A 13,636-nucleotide genomic window follows, 5' to 3' on the forward strand; every position below is an offset into this window, starting at 1 on the left:
CCGGTCCTGGGCGTACAATCGAAACCGCGATGACCAGATCGTTGAAATTCTTCGGTTTGAGTCTCGGAAGCATCGACATCTGCGCTCTTGATTCAACCTGGAAAACTCCGTGAGTTTCCGCGTGCGCGATCATCGAATACACATCCGGGTCGTCCGGGGGGATCGATGAGAGATCATATTCGACGCCGTGGTGCTCGCATATCAGATCGCATGCCGTGTGCAGGGCCGACAAAATCCCCAGTCCGAGGATGTCAATTTTCAGGAAGCCTGCTGCCGCGCAGTCATCTTTATCGCCCTGCAGAACCGATCTTCCCTTTGCGGTAGCCCACTCGACGGGCATGAATTCGGCTATTCTGCGGCGGGTGAGAACCATTCCGCCCGAGTGTACACCGAGGTGGCGCGGGAGCGTGTACAGCTGGGATGCGAGGTTCCGGACGTCGTCCGGGATCTCGGCTTCCTTGCCCGGCGGCTCGTGGTGGATGTGCCGTGTCATCTCGTCGATGCGTGCGGCCGGATATCCGAGAACCCGCGCGGAATCCCGGACGGCCAGGCGCGGCTGGTAGCTGATGATGTTCGCGACCTGAGCGGCGTGATCCCGGCTGTAGCGCTCGTAAATGTACTGGATGACTTCTTCGCGGCGGCCGTTCTCGAAATCCACGTCTATATCCGGGTCCGTCTTCTCCAGGTGAAGAAAGCGTTCGAAGAGAAGACCGTGGCGGATCGGGTCGACGCCGGTCACGCCGAGCACATAGCAGACCACGGAGCTGGCGGCCGATCCGCGGCCCTGGCACCATATATTCGACCGTCGTGCGAAGTCGCAGATATCGGCCACAATGAGAAAGTAGCCCGCCATTTTCATGGATTTGATCATGGTGAGTTCGTGGTCGAGCTGCCGCCACGCGGCCCGTGCGGACGGCTCGCCGCGTGGTCCGAACCGGCGCGTACACGCCTGTTCTGCCAGATGCCGCAGCCACGAATCCTCGTCGTACCCGTCCGGGGTGTCGAAGCCGGGCAGCTCGGGCCGCAGCCGGCCCAGGTCGACCACACTGGCGCGGCCGAGCTCGACGGTGGCCTGCCACACCCCGGGGTAGCGGGCCAGCGCGCGGGCCATCTCGTCGCCGGAGCGCAGGTGCGCGGTCGGCGCCGGCATCACCACCCCCGCCGCCCGCTCCAGGTCCTCCCGCCGGCGCAGCGCGGCCAGCGCCTGGGCCAGCGGGGCCTGCCGGGGCCGGGCATGGCGCACCGCACCGGATGCCACCACCGGGCAGCCCACCCGCCGCGCCGCGACGTACGTCAGGTCGTTGCGCGTCGAATCCAGCGGCAAGAAGTGGTTCACGATCTCGGCGAACACACTGCCCGCGCCGAACACCTCCATCAGCCGCTCGAGGCGGCGGGCGATCCCCACGACATCGCCGGCCTCGTTGTGCGCCTCCGGCGCCAGGCACCCCGGCAGCACGGCCCAGTGCCCGCCGGCCGCGGCCTCGGCGAGCGCGGACAGGTCGTAGCGCGGCGCACCCTTGGCCCCGGCCAGCTGCGCCGCGCTGATCGCCACCGACAACCGGGAGAACCCCTCCAGGTCCCGCGCGATCACCACCGGAGTCCCCAACTCCGCATCGTGCAGGGACAGCTCGGCGCCGTACACCGTGCCGATCCCCGCCTGCGCTGCGGCCTCGGCCAGGCGCCGCGCCCCGTACAGGCCGTCGCGGTCGGTGAGCGCCAGGCTGGTGATGCCGAGCCGGGCCGCCTCCTCGGCCAACGCGCCCACATCCGACGCCCCCTCCAGGAAGGAAAAGGACGAGTGCACGTGCAGCTCGGCCCACTCCCGCTCCCCGCTCCCGCGGTCCGGTTCGGCCGTACGGGGCGGCAGCGGGAGGAGGGCGGCGAAGCGGTCAGCCATAAAAGGCCTCCGCCAGCCACTGGCTCCGGCTGATCACCAGCAGCCACGCACGGCCGTCCTGCGTGGTCACCTGCATCCGGGCGATACGCCGGGCCCGCCCCGGCTCCCACCACTGCTCCAGCACAGGCCACGGCCCGGCCCAGCCGGTCACCGCCGCCTCGCCGTGCCCCTCGATCCGCAGCACAGCCGGCGCCGACGGCACCTCCAGCCGGGCCGAGACCTCCACCAGCGACCCGCGCGCATCCGTGAGCACCGCAGGCAGCGGACGGGCGAACACCATGGCCGGGTGCGGAGCGGGCAGGCGGCCCGGCCACGGGCCCGCCGGACGCCGACGGACCAGGTCGTCATCCCCGAAGGGGATCCGCCGCACCCGCTCGGCCGGACCGCGGCCGCCGCCGAACTCGACGCGCCTGACGGCCTGGTGGCCGAGCAGCGCCTGGAGCCGAGCGGCCGCCCGCTCCACCTCCTCCGGAGTGAGGGCCTCGCCGAACAACGCCTGCTGGCGCCCCGAAGCCGCACTCAGCGCCTCCGGACGCAGCACCAGCTTGGCGATGCCGCCCGCCACGTCCCCGCCGAACGCTCCGGCGTCCGCCCATGCCTGCAGCACGCCGCGGACCCGCTCGGCCACCGCCAGCGCCGACAGACGGCCCTCGTGACGAAAGACCCGGCTCAATCCCGCCCCGCCGCCTGCGAGTTCGACCGCGACTTCCAACCGGGCGCAGGTCAGTGCGGCCTGCCCCAGCCGCTCATGCAACTGCTCGGCCAACGCCTTCGCCACGAACGTGACCGGCTCGATCCGCTGCTCGGGCGGCTCGAAGGCTTGCGCCACCCCATACCGCTCTCCGGCCGGCAGGGCCGTCAACGGGCGAGCCTCCACGCCGCCCGCCGTACGGTGCGCGTCCGCCGCAGCAGCCCCGAACCGGGCCGCGACCCGTTCCTCGGGCAGGGCCGCGAAGGCTCCCACCGTCCTCACACCGAGCCGCTCTAGCAGTGCGGCCAGCCGTGGCAGACCGAGCACGCCCACGGGATAGGGAGCGAGGAACCCGGCCGTGGCGCCGGCCGTCACAATGCGGTCCTGCCGAGCGGCCAGTGCGGCCGCGAACACCGTGTCCGCCATCCCCACTAGCGCAAGATGCCCGCACTCGGCCACCGCCGCGCGCAGCCGGTCCGCCAACTCCTCTTCACCGCCCCAGTACCGGGCCGGCCCCCTCGACGGCGCCGCCACAAGCCCCGGCCGGATCACTTCGAGCTGCGCCAGAACGTGCTCCTCCAAGTGACGCACCACGGGCTCGAACGCCCGAATCTCCGCCTCGAGGTCGCGGTCCACCACCCGCAGTTCCGCACACCGGCCCTGCGCCACCCGCACGCGCATCCGCCGTCGCACGCCCGCCGCCCGTGCGGCCGCCGAGCACGCCAGGACCACGCCCTTGGACACGACGGCAACGGCGGCCTCCGGCTCCGCTTCGGCCACCACGACCGGCCAGTTCGGCACCCACAGCGCCACCACTCTGCCCACCGCGGCTCACCCCACTACCCGCAGGGCAGCCCGCCCCGCCGCAGGCACACGCACACCAGAGGTCGGCTCCCCGGTCGGCTTCGCGATGGCCGTCACCGACCCGTCGGGCCCGGGAAGCCACAGATCCGCCTGCCGCGGGCGTGCCGCCGCACCGCGGCCCGTCGAGGTGACCGTCACGCGACGCCCCCGCAGAACCCCGAATCCGTGCTCAACCCCGACCCACACCGGAGAGCTCACCTGCAGGGACAGGTCCGCGCCCTCCCACGGCTGCACGGTCAGAAGCACCGCGCCACTGCGCCGCATGATCGCGGCCAGCCGCCGCGCGATGCGGGCCGGCGCCGGGGGCACCGGGCCCGTCAATACCACCGGCACCGCTTCGAGGAGGGTCGCCAATACCTGCGGCCACTGCCGCCCCGGCTCGTCGACCCACAGACCGGCGCCCACGTCCAGTCCGGCATCGGCGGCCGCGAGCGCCCCCAGGTCGGGCAGTCCGACGGCTGCCCAGCCGGCGGATTCCGCCGAGACCTCTGCCGCGAGGGCCAGCAGCAGCGGCATGTCCCCGCCAGCGCTCACCGCCGTTCCGGGGCGGACGTGGCCGCCGGGCAGCAACGCACCGAGCGGCGACTCTGCCGGATCACCAGCGCCGCCTTGCTCCGTCTGCTCGATCGCCACCGGTCCCGCATGCACACCATCGAATTTCGGTCATCAGTTCGATTAATGCAAGTCGAACGCATGAGCGAGCATGAAAGAGTGATCTTCTGATGTCCTATGTCAGGTATGCGGCTTTTTGAAGCAATTGATGCTGCCCGCGCGTAGGCCGCGGCAGACGGACCGCAACTCGTCAGCCGATGATTCCGGACAGGAGACGGAGTAATCCAGGAGCGTGCGGGGGGCCTCAGGATCCTGCCTGGTCGGGCACCTTCGAGGCGGGATCGGTGAGGAGCTGCCGGTCGACCGACTCGTCGAACGGACTCACCAGCGGCTTCAGCGGCCTGTGCCCCCGCTCCACGATCGCGTCGATCGCCGAGCGCTTCCATACGATCCCGACGTCGCTCCCCTCGGCGATACGGCCGCTGTAGATGCCCACCAGATCCCAGACCGGGCCCGTTCTGCGCACACCGTCGGCCGCCAAGTACGTGGTGTGCGCGTCGGCATAGAAGACCACCGGAGAACCGGACTGGCCGGGACGCGCACGGCAGTCGATAAGAGTGCTGGGCAGGTCCTCCCAGTCCATTCCCGGCGGCCAGGCAACCGTTCCCCTGGCCCACACACCGATGGATGCGCTCGCACGGAACGGATCGAAGCCGATCGGGTAGCCGATGACGAACATTTCCGTGGTCAGATCCACGCGCGCACACGCCGGGCCTGCGGCCGAGTAGGCGATGAGATCGAGGTTCTCCTCAGACTCCGAAGGCAGAGGGTAGGCGACGACGTCGACGTCCTTGCCGTGATCAGGGTGCTCGAGCCACAGCGGCCGGCCATCCTCGTCACCGAGCTCCAGCACCAGGGCCGTCCACCGCAACGTCGGCCCCGCCATCTGCACCAGCACTCGGAGCGCACTGATCTCTGCGCCACTGGGCCGATCGTTGTCCTTGCTGTTGCGCCCGGTCACCACATGACGATTCGTGATCAGGAACGGCTCTCCCGCACGGTTGCGTACGACGAACGCCGTCGCTGCCCGGCCACGCTCGACCGTCGCCATGGGCGAGAGGGGCTGAACGTAGAGCGAGGCAAGCGCGGGCACCTCCAATACCCGGCGCGAGCCGCTGCTCAGGCCGTCGTCGACACGTCGGGAGGAGGCATCCGTTGTCATGGCGAGAGGATATGCGGCGGGTCTACGGCCGCACCTCTCCCGCAGGGGGCACCCCGAAGCTGAGCGAATCCACAGTGCGCGCCTGAATCACCGGGCCGTGCTGCACGCCACCGCTGATCGTGTTGTGGACTTCCACGACGTGCTGGTCGTTCTGGCGGGGTGCCAATTCGTCTAGCACTGCCCGCAGTTCGGACGCGGCGGCAGGATCGGCCAGCAACGTACGCCGCAAACGCGTACGCCACTCAGCCTGGACATCCGAGACGGTCTGCTCATCGCCGGACTCCATCGCCGCCGTCAGTTCTCCGCGCGAGGTCTCCAGCTGCCCTTCGATCGATTCCTCCCCAGCGCCGGCACGGCGGGAAAAGAACGAGACGATGCGGTCACGCGCACGTCCCCAGGAATCCGTTGCCATCTGCTGAACGACTGCTGTAGCACCTGCGGCAGCCAGCGCCATCAACTCCGCTTCCATCAAACCCCCTTCGCAGCAGCTGAGGCGGCCACCGTACTCCCTTACGCAGGCCAGGACAGGGGGCGGTCGACCGTGGCCCACCGCGGCGACCGGGCCGTCGCCGACACCCTTACCGCGAGCTACGCCCGCCCGGCGCCACCAGCCGCACCAGCACCCCGCCCAACGGTCCGCCTCTCGACGGGCGCTCTGGTCGCGGTTCCGCCAGCGCGGTGCGCGGTGATGGACGCGAGTGTGGCGCGTGTGGTGGGCGCGGCGGCCCGGGGGCCGTGGCCGGCGGCTGGGTCTCCGTTCTCGGTCAAGGGCGCCAGCAGCAACGGCAGTTGCAGTCCGACCGAGAGCATCGGTGTGAAGCTGCGCGTCGGGAGGCCTATAGCGCGTGTATCGCGAGCACGAAGCTGCTGTCGGCGGCCTGGTGGCGGTTCTCCAGCCTGGTCTGGGACGAGCAGTCCACGTCGGAGCAGCGGCGAGCTTCCTTCACCGAGGTGCACGAGGCGTGGGTCCGGTTCAGCACCGCAGTCGCGTCCGTCGCCGTCGCCGGGCCGGTGTCCGCCGCAGAGGCGGCAGATGAGTTACGTGTGGCCATGTACGACTGGGAGAAGGCCGGCATGGACTGGTTCGCGGCGGCCCTGCGTGAGGGACACGGTCGGCTCCCTGAATGCGACGAGCGCTTCAAGCAGGCGTGGCAGGCGAAACGCGCTCCTGACCGCGCCTTCCAGCAGGCCGCGCGGAAGGCCCTGGGCACGGACCAGCCATAGCGAGATCCCCTTCGACGTCCACCGCCGCGCCGCGTTCGGAGTCCGTCATGAGCACAGCTATCGTGATGGCACTTTTGCCACTAGATTTGACGTCATGACTGCCATCACTCTGCGGATCCCCGACGCCATGGACAAACCGCTGCGCGACGCCGCAGCCGGCGCCCCGTCGCTGAACGACTACATCTTGCGCGCCGTCCGGCGGCAGATGACCCTCGACGCCGCCCGCAAGCTCGTCTCCATCGCTCCCCTCGACCTGGCAGGTGAGGGCGACGCCCTGTGACCATCCGCAAGGGTGACGTGTGGGACGTCGACACCGGCAAGGGCACCCGTACCGTCCTCATCGTCAGCCTTGACGGGCTCGCTGAGGCCTACAGCGCTGTCGTTGCCCTGGTACTCCACGCTCCGGCACAGCACCCCGACACGGCGATGAGTGTCCATCTGACCACTCCGGTCGACGCCTCCCTCGTCGCCGTCAACCTCCTCCAGCTCTCCGCCATCCGCTTCGAAACTGGCACGCTGCACGGCAATATCGGCCCCGAACAGCAAGAACTCGTCGACAATGCCCTCCGCGCGGTCCTCGACCTGTAGACGGCACGCCGCCCGCGAACGGCTGCGAGGGAGCGAGCTGTGCTCGCGGGGCGTCCCATGGGGATATGGCCGTCTCCACGATCGTCCCGATGCGATCACGTTCAGCTCGTGACCTCTCTGCACCCGCTCCGAGGCGAACGTCCGTTCCGTGCGCAAAGCCCTGTCTGAGTCCATTGACCGGGCGACACTGCTCACCGTCGCCCGCTTTCGGTGGAGGACGTTGACCATGCCCCCCACCTGGTCCCTGCCGGAGCCGATGCTTGCCACTCCCACACCCGGCCCCACGCTCCACCCCGGGCACGCGGCCGAGCCGAAGTGGGACGGCTACCGGGCACTGCTGGGTCGGTGGACCGGCGACCGGGTCATGATCCGTTCCCGCAGCGGAGGGAACCTGACGCCGGCGTTTCCCGAGATCGTTGCTGCCGCCTCCGAACTGCCAGACGACACCGCACTCGATGGGGAGCTGGTCGTGTGGGAGGACGACCGGCTGGCCTTCGAGCGTCTTCAGCAGCGTGCGCACCGCAGGGCGGCGACCGCTGCGCGTGCGGCCGAGCAGTGGCCGGCCCACTTCGTCGCCTTCGACCTGCTCCGGGCGGGCACCGACCTGACCTCGCAGCCGTACAGGACTCGCCGCGCGGCGCTCGAACGGCTCTTCGCCGACCACAGCTTGCAAGCTCCGTGGACGCTGTGTCCCTCCACTACCGACCCGAAGAAGGCCGCCGAGTGGTTGGAGTGGTCGGCGGTCGGGCTGGAGGGGCTCGTCTTCAAGCGCCTTGATCAGCAGTATGTCTCCGGCTTCAGGGCGTGGCGGAAGTACCGGTTCCGGCACACGACCGAGGCCGTAGTAGGCGCGGTCACTGGCGCCCCGACCGCTCCCACTACGGCCCTGCTCGGTCGCCTCGACGCCAGCGGAAGACTCCAGTACGTGGGCCGCACCACCGCCTTGAACCTGTCCGTCCGCCAGGCCCTGGCCGCCGAGCTCCAACCGGGTGGGACCGCGCACCCATGGACTGGATGGACCTTCTCCGCCGGATGGGGCTCACGTGAACAACTTGCCGTACAGCTGGTCGAGCCGGTCATGGTCGCCGAGATCGCGGTCGACGTGTCCCGGGATGCGGCCGGGCGCTGGCGGCACCCGGTCAGACTGGAACGCGTCAGGAGCGATCTGATTCCTGACGATGTCCCGCTGTTCGGGAAGGACGCCTGATCTTCGTCGGCTGGCCGCCGACCGCGCCTCGGTGCGGACGGACAGGTCCTGCGCGGACTGGGCGGCAGGGGACCAAAGGTGGGATGGGCCGGACGTCGGCGACCATGCCCAGGGACCCGACCAGAGACGTATACGCCGTCGTTGCTCGCGGAAGCACGGGCCCTGTACTAGGCGGAGGCGATGCGGTTGGCGTCCCTCAGCGCGTTGATCAAGGAAACGGTCTCGGGGGCGGCGTCGCATCCGCTTTCCAGAGCGATGCGGTTGAGTTGCTGGGCGGTGCGTTCCAGGCCGGCCTGGTCGCCGGTTTCGCTGTAGATGGTGAAGAGGTCCCGGTAGAGCAGTTCCGACTGGACGTCGCAGGTCAGGCCCTTTCCTGCCGAGGTCGCGGCCGCCCGGTAGTCGCCGGCGGCCATGCGGCGGACGGTGAGTTCGTGGGCGACGTCGACGACGGCGGAGATCATCTCCTGGATGTCCTGCTCGGCCCAGACGTACTTGGACTGGTCGATGTTGGAGAACGGCCTGCCGCGGACGAGGGCGAGCGCCTGGGCGAGGGCGATGTCGGCGTCGGAGCCGGTGTGGTGCATGCCGTAGCGGTAGAGCTCCTGGAACTGCGCCCAGTCGCTGGTGACTTGGTCGTTGAAGGCGTACACGCCGCCGGCGATGGGGGGCAGGTAGGCGCCCTGCGGGTCGTCGGCCGGCAGCCGGGGGTCGCGGCCGAGCCAGGTCCGCAGTTTGCTGACCATGGAGTTGCGGGCGTTGGCCAGGATCCGCTGGCCGGGCCAGACCGCCTCGTCGAGCTCGTGACGGGTGCCGCCGGGGTGCAGGACCATCCAGGCGGCGATCTCGGTCAGTGCGTTGCGGCGGTAGGACTCCACCTTGCCCAGCGTGCCGACGACGTCGACGGGGCCGAGCACGCGGATCTGTGGAGCGGCCGGCGGATCCGGCGGCGTGGTCAGGGCGGCCAGCACGCTGGAGGTGGACGCGGTGACCCGCGGGGCCGGTCGGCTGGGCGCCTCCTCCTGCCCCCTGCTGCCGGACTGCGTGGCGGGCGCGAGCGCGGATGCCTCCTCGGTCTCCGGGTCCGGGGCGCCGTCGGGCTCCTCGGTGCCGGTCGGGGCCGGCTGCTGTTCCTCCAGGACTTCGGTGAGGACCTGCCCGAAGTCAGCGTTCCCCGCGGGCTTCTCGCCGTCGCCCGTCTCCGGGGCGTCGCCGTACGCCTCGCCGTGCGGGTCGTCTTCCTCGTGCGGATCCGGTTCGACCGGCTCCTCGTCGTAGCCGCCGGTGTGGTCGGGGACGCCCTGGGCGGCCAGCGACAGGCCGGAGACCGTCGGCGCCAGGGCGCTCATGCCGGGAAGGGCGGTGGCCAGGTCCTCGCCCGCTTTGGACATGGTCACGCTCACGATGCCCGGCACCGGCTGGGCGGCGCCGGTCTCCGGAGCGAGGGCGGAGTCGGCCGGCGCGGGGAGCGGGACGGGGCCGTTGGGCGCCGGCGTGCCGTCGGGGGCGTGCGTCCAGGCCGGGGCGGGGACGTCGTCGGTGCGGTTCGCGGTGCTCAGCAGCTGCAGGAGCGGCTGGTAGGTCTCGTCGTCCACGCGCTGGAGGTCGACGGCCAGTTCGTGACCGGGGAGTTGGACCGCGTCTCCGGGCGTCGCGGGGAGAGTCCAGGAGCTGGGCATCTGGGGCGCGGCGTCGGCTGCGGTGATCACGGCGATGGCGGTGCGGGGCCGTGAGGCGAGCAGGTCGGCCAGGACGTCGGCGTCGGCCTGGCTCGGCACGCCGGGGCACAGGAGGATCTTGGGGATCCAGGTGTCGCCGCCGTCGTCGGTCAGTCGTGCCGCGGGCAGGTGGTCGAGGTCGGCGGCGCCGAGGGCGCCGCGCTGGAAGGCGTCGTGGGCCACGAGTTCGTTGACGGCGTCGGTGACCTGGTCGTGGTACTCGACGTGCGCGGGGAAGACCGAGGCGAGTTCTTCGCCGATGCCGGCCAGGATGACGGTGGCGTCGTCGGTGAGCTGGGAGTTGGCCAGTTCGAGGGCCAGGGCGAGCAGGACGGCGCGCACGTCCGTGCTGGTGCCGCCCAGGCGCAGCAGCCCGACGGACTCCAGGTTGACCAGGACGGGGTCGTTGCCCTCGGTCTTGCCGAGGCTGACCAGTGCCGGGTAGGGGGCGGTGACGTCGCGGGCTTCGTCGGGGGTGAGGAGATGGGCGCCGCGGGCGGGGCACCACCACACGTCGGGCTGGCCGTCGAGAAGGGCGAACGGGGCGACGGGCGGGGTGGGGGCGGCCAGGTGCAGGGCGATGCCCTTGCTGGTGATGCGGACGGCGTCGACCTCGGGCAGCGGCCGGCCGGCCTGGGCGCAGTTGGCGGCCAGGGTGCGCAGCGCGAGGCCGACGAGGTCGAGGCCGCTGGCGTCGGAGGCGGCCCGCAGCTCCTGCTCGACGTCGGCGGCCGGGGTGTTGGGGTCGGGCATGGGGATGCGCCGCTTGTGCCGGCGGCGGCGCTGCTGCTGGGCCCGCCGGGCGCCGAGGACTGCGAGGACGGCCGCGGCGAACAGGCTGGTCACCGCGACGGCGGTGGTGAGAACGGAGGAGTCCTCTGCCTGGTCGTCGGCGGGTTCGTCGCCGGCGGTCTCGGGGGCGGCGGTGTCGTGCGGGGCGGCGGTGGCCGGGGTGTGCGGTGCGGTGCTGGCCTCGGGGGCTGCCGTGTCGGGGGTGGCGCTGGCCTCGGGCGCGGAGGTTTGCGGAGCGGGAGTCGATGCCTCCGCCTCCGGCTTGTCCTGCTGGCCTTCGGCGTGGCCGGTGCCCTGCTGCGTGTCGTCCGGGGCGGTCGGGGTGTCGGCGTGCGGTGCGTCCGGAGTGCCTTCCCGGTCGTCCTGCTCGGGCGCGGAGGGAGTCTGCGGCGGGGCGCTCTCGCCGGTGTCGGCCTGCGGGTTGGGCAGATCGAGCTTCCAGCCCGGGTAGATCTTGTCGGGGTCGCTGAAGGTGCGGCCGTCGGCCTGCTGGTGGCCTTCGTTGAGCTCGGCGATCTCGGGGTACGCGTCGGCGTCGCCCAGCTCCTCCTCGGCGATCCCGGAGAGCGTCTCGCCGGGCCGGACGGTGTGGGTGTCGGTCCCGGTCTGCGGCGCCAGGCCAGTTGAGGCGTTCCAGTCGTCGGGCATGGCGAGCTTCCAGCCCGGCTGCAGGACGCCGCGGGTGGAGAACCGGGTGCCGTCCACCATGGTCTTGCCGTTGTTCAGGGCCGCGATCTCCCGCCAGCGGGTGGCGTCCCCGAGCTCCTGGAAGGCGATCTTGGACAGGCTGTCGCGGGGCTCGACCGTGTAGCCCTTTGCGCGGGTCGTCTGGGCCGGGGACGTGGCGGAGGCGGGCGTGGCGGCTGCTGTCTCCGTTCCGGCGGTGATGGGGGCGCTCACGCTGGTCGGCGCCACCGGGGTGGCGTTGGTGGCCGCGGAGGCGGGGGAGGCGATGGCGGTGCCGGTGGGCAGCAGGATCAGGACGCCGCCGACGAGGAGGGCGGCAAGCCGCTGGACGCCGAAGGCGGGGACGTGGACGTCGGGCCGGCGCCCGCGCAGCTGTGCGGGGATCTCCAGCAGGGTGCATACGGCGAAGACCAGCCAGCCGATCCACCCGCCGGCCAGGACGACGGCGAAGAAGGGCGCGCCGAGGTTGCGGGTGGTCAGCAGGCCCGTTATCTCGTCGACTGAGATGCCGTCCGGCAGCAGGACCCTGGTCAGGAACCACAAAAGCACCGGCAGCCCGGCCAGCAGGGCCACCAGGGCCACCAGGCTGGCCAGGCTGCGGACGACGTCGACGGCCCGGATCTTCTGCTTGGTGCGGGAGCGGGACGAGGTCATGGCAGGCTCAATTCTCCGGTGCGCCGACGCCGTGCAGCAGTTCGGCCGAGGCGTGGCCTTCGACGTCGAGGGTGGACTGGCCGATGATCTGCAGGAAGACCGTGCGGCGCTGGGTGGTCACGTCGACGTTGATGGTCGTGCCGTCCGCGTCGAAGGTGACCGTGCCCTTCACCCCGGCGTTGGCGAGGTAGCGGCGGGCCTCGCGGGCGGCGGCGGCCGTGTCCAGGACGACGGCGTCGCCGGTGATGGCCTGGGCGGGGTCGATGGCCTGGCCGCCGGCCCGGGCGGCCTCGGCGGCGACGGCATCGGCGTGCTCGATGTCGCGCAACTTGCCCCCCAGGTCGAACGCGATGCCGATCATGATGAACATCGGGATGACCATCATGATCCACCACAGTGACAGGGACCCTCGGTCACTGCGCAAGATATCCCGGCGCCGGAGATGTTCGTCGGTGGTCTTCATCGCTGCCTGTACTTGTCGATCACGGAGGTGAATTCGGACTCGACGGTCTTGCTGCCGAAGCCGGTGCCGAGGTCGGCGAGGTTCACGGTGCAGGTGACCTTGGCGGTCACGGCGCCGTAGGCGCCCAGCGGCGCGGAGAACCCGGAGGTGTCGACGGTGATGCGGGTGCTCTTGCAGCGCAGCTTCTGGTCGCTGAGAGTGGCGGCGGCCGCCGCGCGGGCGTTCGCCGCGGCTTCGCCGGCGTCTCGGGCGATGGAGGCCTCGCGGGCCGCGTCCGCGGCGGCCGCGTCCACGGCCTGGTCGGCCGTGACGATCCGTCCTCCGGCAAAGGCGATCATCAGCACGAAGATGGCGGCTGGCACCCACAGCACGAACTCCACGGCGACGCGGCCGCGGTCATCCCCGAGCCGGGGCCCGCGACGCGCCGGCCGCTGCCTGGCGGTCACGGATTTGTCCACCTCTCCACGGGGCCGGTGGCGCGCTCGGACACCGTGATGTTCAGGCCGATCACGGACTGGGCCTTGCCCGTGACGGTGAACTCCACGCGCTGGCCCGTCGTGCCGGCCGTGCTCACGCGGGGGTTGATCAGCGTGTCCCCGATGCGGTCGAGGACGTGGTCGGCGCGTTCGACGCCCTCGCCGAGCTCGTCGCCGTAGCCGCGGGCCCCGGCGACGCCTTCACGGGCGGCGGTGGTGGCCGCGGACTTCGCGAAGTACACGTTGCACGCATCCACCACCATGAACACCAGCAGCAGGACGGCGGGGAAGCACCACAGCATCTCTATGGAGGCGTCGCCGTCGTCGTCTCTGAGCCGGCGCCGTACGCGCCGCGCGAGTGCGGGAAGGTCCATCACAGCCCAGTCATGTCGTCGAGCTTGCTCTGGCCGAGGGTCTTGAACGCGGCGATCGCGAGCGCGGCGAAGGCCACGATCCCGACGATCCACATGATCATGGAGATGTTGTTGTCGCCGCGGTCGTCGTCGGCACGGGCGTCGGCGATGTTCCGGGCGGCCGCGCCGAGCAGCCGCTCGACCTGGGCGTGGGCAGCGACCGCGAGGCGCAGGGGGAGGTTGTTCATGAG

Annotated in this window: 14 protein-coding genes; 4 read left to right on the forward strand and 10 right to left on the reverse strand. The window is 71.0% G+C overall.

Translation table 11 applies throughout. The annotated features are described in order from the left end of the window. The 5 genes from AQJ46_RS46540 to AQJ46_RS46560 form a co-directional block, all read right to left on the reverse strand. On the reverse strand, positions 1–1,897 hold a 1,897-nt coding region (locus tag AQJ46_RS46540), incomplete at its 3' end, for a PHP domain-containing protein (protein WP_159064193.1). Beyond that, positions 1,890–3,413 carry a Y-family DNA polymerase gene (locus AQJ46_RS46545; RefSeq protein WP_063803940.1) on the reverse strand — a complete coding sequence of 508 codons (1,524 nt, stop codon included), beginning with the start codon at positions 3,411–3,413 and terminating at the stop codon, positions 1,890–1,892. The genes AQJ46_RS46540 and AQJ46_RS46545, both read right to left, overlap by 8 nt. A 6-nt stretch (positions 3,414–3,419) precedes the next feature. After that, positions 3,420–4,085, reverse strand: coding sequence for a hypothetical protein (locus AQJ46_RS46550; RefSeq protein WP_225887611.1), 666 nt, complete (start codon positions 4,083–4,085; stop codon positions 3,420–3,422). A 223-nt stretch (positions 4,086–4,308) separates the two neighbouring features. Continuing rightward, on the reverse strand, positions 4,309–5,226 hold the full coding sequence (locus tag AQJ46_RS46555) for a trypsin-like peptidase domain-containing protein (RefSeq protein WP_059211412.1): 918 nt from the start codon (positions 5,224–5,226) through the stop codon (positions 4,309–4,311). Positions 5,227–5,248: 22 nt separating this feature from the next. After that, positions 5,249–5,695 (reverse strand): hypothetical protein, encoded by a 447-nt coding sequence (locus AQJ46_RS46560; RefSeq protein WP_059211508.1) that lies wholly within the window; start codon positions 5,693–5,695, stop codon positions 5,249–5,251. A gap of 266 nt (positions 5,696–5,961) precedes the next feature. Between AQJ46_RS46560 and AQJ46_RS46565 the strand changes: the two genes are divergently transcribed. The 4 genes from AQJ46_RS46565 (at position 5,962) to AQJ46_RS46580 (ending at position 8,245) form a co-directional block, all read left to right on the forward strand. After that, entirely contained in the window at positions 5,962–6,450 is a 489-nt protein-coding gene (locus tag AQJ46_RS46565) for a hypothetical protein (RefSeq protein WP_059211413.1), read from the forward strand. A 94-nt stretch (positions 6,451–6,544) separates the two neighbouring features. Continuing rightward, complete coding sequence (locus tag AQJ46_RS46570; protein ID WP_059211414.1) at positions 6,545–6,730, forward strand: hypothetical protein; 186 nt, start codon at positions 6,545–6,547, stop codon at positions 6,728–6,730. Beyond that, positions 6,727–7,038, forward strand: a complete 312-nt coding sequence (locus AQJ46_RS46575) for a hypothetical protein (RefSeq protein WP_079072775.1) — start codon at positions 6,727–6,729, stop codon at positions 7,036–7,038. Before AQJ46_RS46570 ends, AQJ46_RS46575 begins: the two co-directional genes overlap by 4 nt. Positions 7,039–7,264: 226 nt before the next feature. After that, positions 7,265–8,245: an ATP-dependent DNA ligase gene (locus AQJ46_RS46580; protein WP_079072776.1), complete on the forward strand. Its 981-nt coding sequence runs from the start codon at positions 7,265–7,267 to the stop codon at positions 8,243–8,245. Between the two features lie 167 nt (positions 8,246–8,412). Here the strand turns inward: AQJ46_RS46580 and AQJ46_RS58635 are convergent, their stop codons facing one another. The 5 genes from AQJ46_RS58635 to AQJ46_RS46605 are packed head-to-tail and all read right to left on the reverse strand — an operon-like array spanning position 8,413 to position 13,633. Next, positions 8,413–12,093, reverse strand: a complete 3,681-nt coding sequence (locus tag AQJ46_RS58635; protein ID WP_059211415.1) for a LysM peptidoglycan-binding domain-containing protein — start codon at positions 12,091–12,093, stop codon at positions 8,413–8,415. Positions 12,094–12,100: 7 nt separating this feature from the next. Further along, positions 12,101–12,556, reverse strand: a complete 456-nt coding sequence (locus tag AQJ46_RS46590) for a pilus assembly protein TadG-related protein (protein ID WP_059211416.1) — start codon at positions 12,554–12,556, stop codon at positions 12,101–12,103. Next, positions 12,553–13,002 carry a TadE/TadG family type IV pilus assembly protein gene (locus tag AQJ46_RS46595; protein WP_059211417.1) on the reverse strand — a complete coding sequence of 150 codons (450 nt, stop codon included), beginning with the start codon at positions 13,000–13,002 and terminating at the stop codon, positions 12,553–12,555. Before AQJ46_RS46595 ends, AQJ46_RS46590 begins: the two co-directional genes overlap by 4 nt. After that, positions 12,999–13,406, reverse strand: a complete 408-nt coding sequence (locus AQJ46_RS46600) for a TadE family protein (RefSeq protein ID WP_059211418.1) — start codon at positions 13,404–13,406, stop codon at positions 12,999–13,001. The genes AQJ46_RS46595 and AQJ46_RS46600 overlap by 4 nt, the downstream gene beginning before the upstream one ends. Next, positions 13,406–13,633, reverse strand: coding sequence for a hypothetical protein (locus tag AQJ46_RS46605; protein WP_059211419.1), 228 nt, complete (start codon positions 13,631–13,633; stop codon positions 13,406–13,408). The genes AQJ46_RS46600 and AQJ46_RS46605 overlap by 1 nt, the downstream gene beginning before the upstream one ends. Positions 13,634–13,636 lie beyond the last annotated feature (3 nt).

It is taken from the genome of Streptomyces canus, from assembly GCF_001514145.1.
Lineage (GTDB): Bacteria > Actinomycetota > Actinomycetes > Streptomycetales > Streptomycetaceae > Streptomyces > Streptomyces canus.

Excerpts from the sequence above, each read along its gene's own strand:
- AQJ46_RS46580 (WP_079072776.1), top strand. The coding sequence starts at position 7,265 with ATGCCCCCCACCTGGTCCCTGCCGGAGCCGATGCTTGCCACTCCCACA.
- AQJ46_RS46570 (WP_059211414.1), top strand. The coding sequence starts at position 6,545 with ATGACTGCCATCACTCTGCGGATCCCCGACGCCATGGACAAACCGCTG.
- AQJ46_RS46560 (WP_059211508.1), bottom strand. The coding sequence starts at position 5,695 with ATGGAAGCGGAGTTGATGGCGCTGGCTGCCGCAGGTGCTACAGCAGTC.
- AQJ46_RS46590 (WP_059211416.1), bottom strand. The coding sequence starts at position 12,556 with ATGAAGACCACCGACGAACATCTCCGGCGCCGGGATATCTTGCGCAGT.
- AQJ46_RS58635 (WP_059211415.1), bottom strand. The coding sequence starts at position 12,093 with ATGACCTCGTCCCGCTCCCGCACCAAGCAGAAGATCCGGGCCGTCGAC.
- AQJ46_RS46555 (WP_059211412.1), bottom strand. The coding sequence starts at position 5,226 with ATGACAACGGATGCCTCCTCCCGACGTGTCGACGACGGCCTGAGCAGC.
- AQJ46_RS46605 (WP_059211419.1), bottom strand. The coding sequence starts at position 13,633 with ATGAACAACCTCCCCCTGCGCCTCGCGGTCGCTGCCCACGCCCAGGTC.
- AQJ46_RS46600 (WP_059211418.1), bottom strand. The coding sequence starts at position 13,406 with ATGGACCTTCCCGCACTCGCGCGGCGCGTACGGCGCCGGCTCAGAGAC.